Source organism: Streptomyces sp. NPDC057654, assembly GCF_042800135.1.
Classification (GTDB): domain Bacteria; phylum Actinomycetota; class Actinomycetes; order Streptomycetales; family Streptomycetaceae; genus Streptomyces.
The window spans coordinates 1-3,624 of the sequence record NZ_JBHVHQ010000866.1; the positions used below are offsets into that span (position 1 = coordinate 1).

The window sequence follows — 3,624 nt, forward strand, 5'->3', positions numbered from 1 at the left end:
TTCCTCGAGCGTCAGTCCCTTTCTGAGCCTGATCAGGGTCCGCGACAGCAGTCGCGACACATGCATCTGCGAGATGCCGAGTTCCTCGCCGATCTCCGACTGGGTCATGCCCGCGACGAACCGCAGCGAGAGGATCTTCCGGTCCCGCGGGGGCAGTTCGGCGATGAGGGGCTTGAGCGACTCGACGTACTCGATGCCTTCGAGGCCGTGGTCCTCGTAGCCGATGCGGTCCGCGAGGGCGCCCTCGGTGTCGTCCTCCTCCGGCTGCGCGTCCAGCGAGCTCGCGGTGTACGCGTTGCTCGCGGACATGCCCTCGACGACCTCTTCGTTGGTGAGGGAGAGGCGCTCGGCCAGCTCGCCCACCGTGGGCGCGCGGTCCAGCTTCTGGGCCAGCTCGTCGCCGGCCTTGGCCAGGTCGAGCCGGAGCTCCTGAAGCCGCCTCGGCACCCGCACCGACCAGCTGGTGTCGCGGAAGAAGCGCTTGATCTCGCCGACGATCGTCGGCATCGCGAAGGTGGGGAACTCGACGCCGCGGCTGAGCTCGAACCGGTCGATGGCCTTGATCAGGCCGATGGTGCCGACCTGGACGATGTCCTCCATCGGCTCGCTGCGGGAGCGGAACCGGGAGGCGGCGAACTTCACGAGTGCGAGGTTCAGCTCGACCAGGGTGTTGCGGACGTACGCGTGCTCGTGGGTGCCCTCCTCCAGCGACTCCAGGCGTTCGAAGAGCGTCTTGGACAGGGCCCGCGCGTCCACCGGTCCGACCTTGTCGTACGGCGGGATCTCGGGGAGCTCGTCGAGCGGTATGTCGCCGAGGGCGTCGGTCGTGTCCGCGGCGTCTGCGGCGTCGGCGATACGCGCGTCCTCGGCGGCCGGGGCGGCCTGCTCGGGGCGGTGCTCGGGCGGGGGTGTCGACGAGGCGGTCTCCCGAGGAGTATCGGTGCGCAGTTCGTCGAGCCGGGGTGACATGGTGTCCTCCATCATTCTCGGCATATGGCTGCCGAAGCCATGACCAGTTGCTGCGGTGTGCGGCGCCTCCAAAGCCGGCCGTGTTTGTCGTTCTTACTAGCCCTACCGGTCTTTACCTACCCATGGCAAGTGCGAGTTGTCCGTATTCGCCCTGGAATGACGGATCTTTGGCTACCGGACGAGGTTTTGAGGGCGTAGGCTTCCCCAAGCGCCAGGCAAGCAACCGAGAAGGGGTGCGCATGGACCGCGGGATGGTCGGCAGTGCAAGCAGGGGCCGGCTGCATGTCGGGGTCCGTCGGCATGGGGCGAGCGCGGTTCTGACTCCGGTGGGTGAGCTGGATCACCACACCGCGGAGCTGCTGCGCGAACCGCTGGAGAGCTGCGTGGACGAGGGGTGCTCGCGCCTCGTGGTCGACTGCTCGCAGCTGGAGTTCTGCGACTCCACCGGACTCAATGTGCTCCTCGGGGCCCGGCTCAAGGCCGAGGCCGCGGGCGGCGGGGTCCATCTGGCCGGAATGCTGCCCGTGGTCGCCAGGGTCTTCGAGATCACCGGCGCCGAGGCGGTCTTCACCGTCCATGACACGCTCGAAGCCGCGCTCGCGGACTGAGCGTCGCCTCTCCTGCCACTGTGGGCAACCTGGGCGTTACCCGTGTCACACGACCCGTATCGAAGAAGTGGGTGTTCTCACCGGACGGACGGGCAGGAGAGACCTGAATCCAATGAATGTTCCAGGTTTCCGTCAGTCCTGTTATCGGTGAATCGGTGAGGTGAAGCGCTGATGAGCACCACCCGGCCGTCCCCGCCGGGCGACCGCGGTCCGGAGCCGGGCGGCGCCGCTCCGGCCGCGGCCCCGTCCCCGGCCGGGCAGGTCCGCCGACTCCACCTCATAGGAGCCAGCGGGGCGGTACCGCGCGCCCGCGACTTCACGCGTGAGGCGCTGCACGACTGGGGCTGGCTGCCCGCCGCCTCCGCCGATCAGCGGGCCGCCGCCGAGGACGTCCTGCTGGTCGTCTCCGAGCTGGTCACCAACGCGTGTCTGCACGCCGAGGGCCCCGAGGAGCTCAGGGTGGCCTGTAGCGGGAAGGTGCTGCGCCTGGAGGTCGTCGACCTCGGCTCCGGCACGCCCGCGCCGCGCACCCCGCACCGGGCCGGGCGGCCCGGCGGCCACGGCATGTTCATCGTCCAGCGCCTCTGCCTCGACTGGGGCGTCGTGCGGAACGCGGACAGCGCCGGAAAAACGGTCTGGGCGGAGCTCGCTGCTCCGTCCTGATCGCTGTTACGGGCCCGATTCGCGCCACGGCGCCGGTCCTCCCTCTTCACGGGCCTTCCGGGCGGCTTTCCCCGTCCCTCCCAGGCGACCACCGCGTCGCCTCTCCCGCACACCCTTTCCCACGCGTCCGCGCACCCGCCGCGATCCGGCGTGTTCTTTGTCTTCCCTCTCCATGGTCCCCGGCGTACTGTCGGCGCCCGATCTGATGTGCCGTCAGTAACATTTCGCGGCGGCGCACGACGGGCGTTTGAGGAGTATTTGACGAGAGGGGAACCCGACGTGTCCCACACGAAACGCCACACGGTCGGCCGGGGCGGCGCGCTCGCGGTCGCGGCGGCGCTGGCCGGCGGGACAGTCCTGCTGGCCGCCCCCGCGGCGCACGCCGACACGGTCGACGTCGACTACCAGTGCAAGACACCGATCGGAAACAAGGGCGCGGTCTCGCCGATCGACATCAAGAGCGTGGCGAGCGGCGGCTCGTACAAGCTCACGATGTCCTTCCAGAAAGGCGTCTCCTCCAGCCCCATCGAACTCGGCAAGGGCGCGATGAAGCCAAGTGCGCTCATCAAGCTCGGCGGCGCGGAGACCGGCACCGTGGCGGTCACGGGCCCGCCCAACGACGCGGCGATACCGGCCAACACCGCCATCAAGATCAGTGACCTGTCGGGCACGTACACGCCCAAGAAGAGCGGCAAGGTCACCTTCACCGCCTCCACCCTCACCATCAAGGCGATGGGCACGACCACCACCTGCACGCCGAACAACAACCCCAAGCCGTCGCTCAGCCTCGACGTCAAGGGCTCGGGCGGCTCCTCGGGCGGTACGGGCTCCTCCGGCGGGTCGAGCTCCTCGGGCGGGTCGGGCAGTACGGGCGGCAGCACCGGCGGGTCGGGCGGTACGGGCTCCAGCGGCTCGGGCGGCTCCAGTTCGACCGGCGGCGGTCAGCTCCCGCAGACCGGCCCCTCCGACAACGCGGTCGCCTTCGGCACGCTCGGCGGCACCGTGCTGCTCGCCGGAGTGGCGGGCACGCTGTGGCTCACGCGCCGTCATAAGGCCGTCCGCTAGCGGCCGTTCGTTCGCCAGAAACCGTCCGTCGACAGGGCGAGACGGAGAGCAGAGCACCGGAACACCCCGGACACCCCCACCACCGGGCCACCGGCATCTTTCGCACATCGGTCACCCACACCCTCCGATACCTCCGGCACCGGGGCGCGGCCCCGGCGGAACCCCCATCGCGGGGGAGGACGGTGCGGGAAGAGAGGCGGCCCGGCCGCCTCGGCGCAGACGTCCCGCTCCGCGCGCCATCGCGTACGAGCCGCAGGGAGCCCGCACATGCCGTCCCGTACTCGCAGCGCCGTCGTCGCGGCCGTCACCGCCGCGGCGC

At 70.0% G+C, this 3,624-nt stretch carries 4 protein-coding genes; 3 read left to right on the top strand and 1 reads right to left on the bottom strand.

Annotated features, from left to right (window positions below; genetic code table 11):
* Positions 1–981, bottom strand: a 981-nt coding sequence (locus ACFU99_RS37395) for an RNA polymerase sigma factor SigF (protein ID WP_384401251.1), incomplete at its 3' end; no start/stop codon positions are given.
* 227 nt (positions 982–1,208) lie between these two features.
* Here ACFU99_RS37395 and ACFU99_RS37400 point away from each other — a divergent pair.
* The 3 genes from ACFU99_RS37400 to ACFU99_RS37410 all read left to right on the top strand — a co-directional run bounded on the left by ACFU99_RS37400 (position 1,209) and on the right by ACFU99_RS37410 (position 3,305).
* Positions 1,209–1,577 (top strand): STAS domain-containing protein, encoded by a 369-nt coding sequence (locus ACFU99_RS37400; protein WP_363230608.1) that lies wholly within the window; start codon positions 1,209–1,211, stop codon positions 1,575–1,577.
* Positions 1,578–1,748: 171 nt separating this feature from the next.
* Positions 1,749–2,240, top strand: coding sequence for an ATP-binding protein (locus ACFU99_RS37405; RefSeq protein WP_384401255.1), 492 nt, complete (start codon positions 1,749–1,751; stop codon positions 2,238–2,240).
* A 279-nt stretch (positions 2,241–2,519) separates the two neighbouring features.
* Positions 2,520–3,305, top strand: coding sequence for an LPXTG cell wall anchor domain-containing protein (locus ACFU99_RS37410; RefSeq protein ID WP_384401258.1), 786 nt, complete (start codon positions 2,520–2,522; stop codon positions 3,303–3,305).
* The last annotated feature ends 319 nt before the right edge of the window (positions 3,306–3,624 follow it).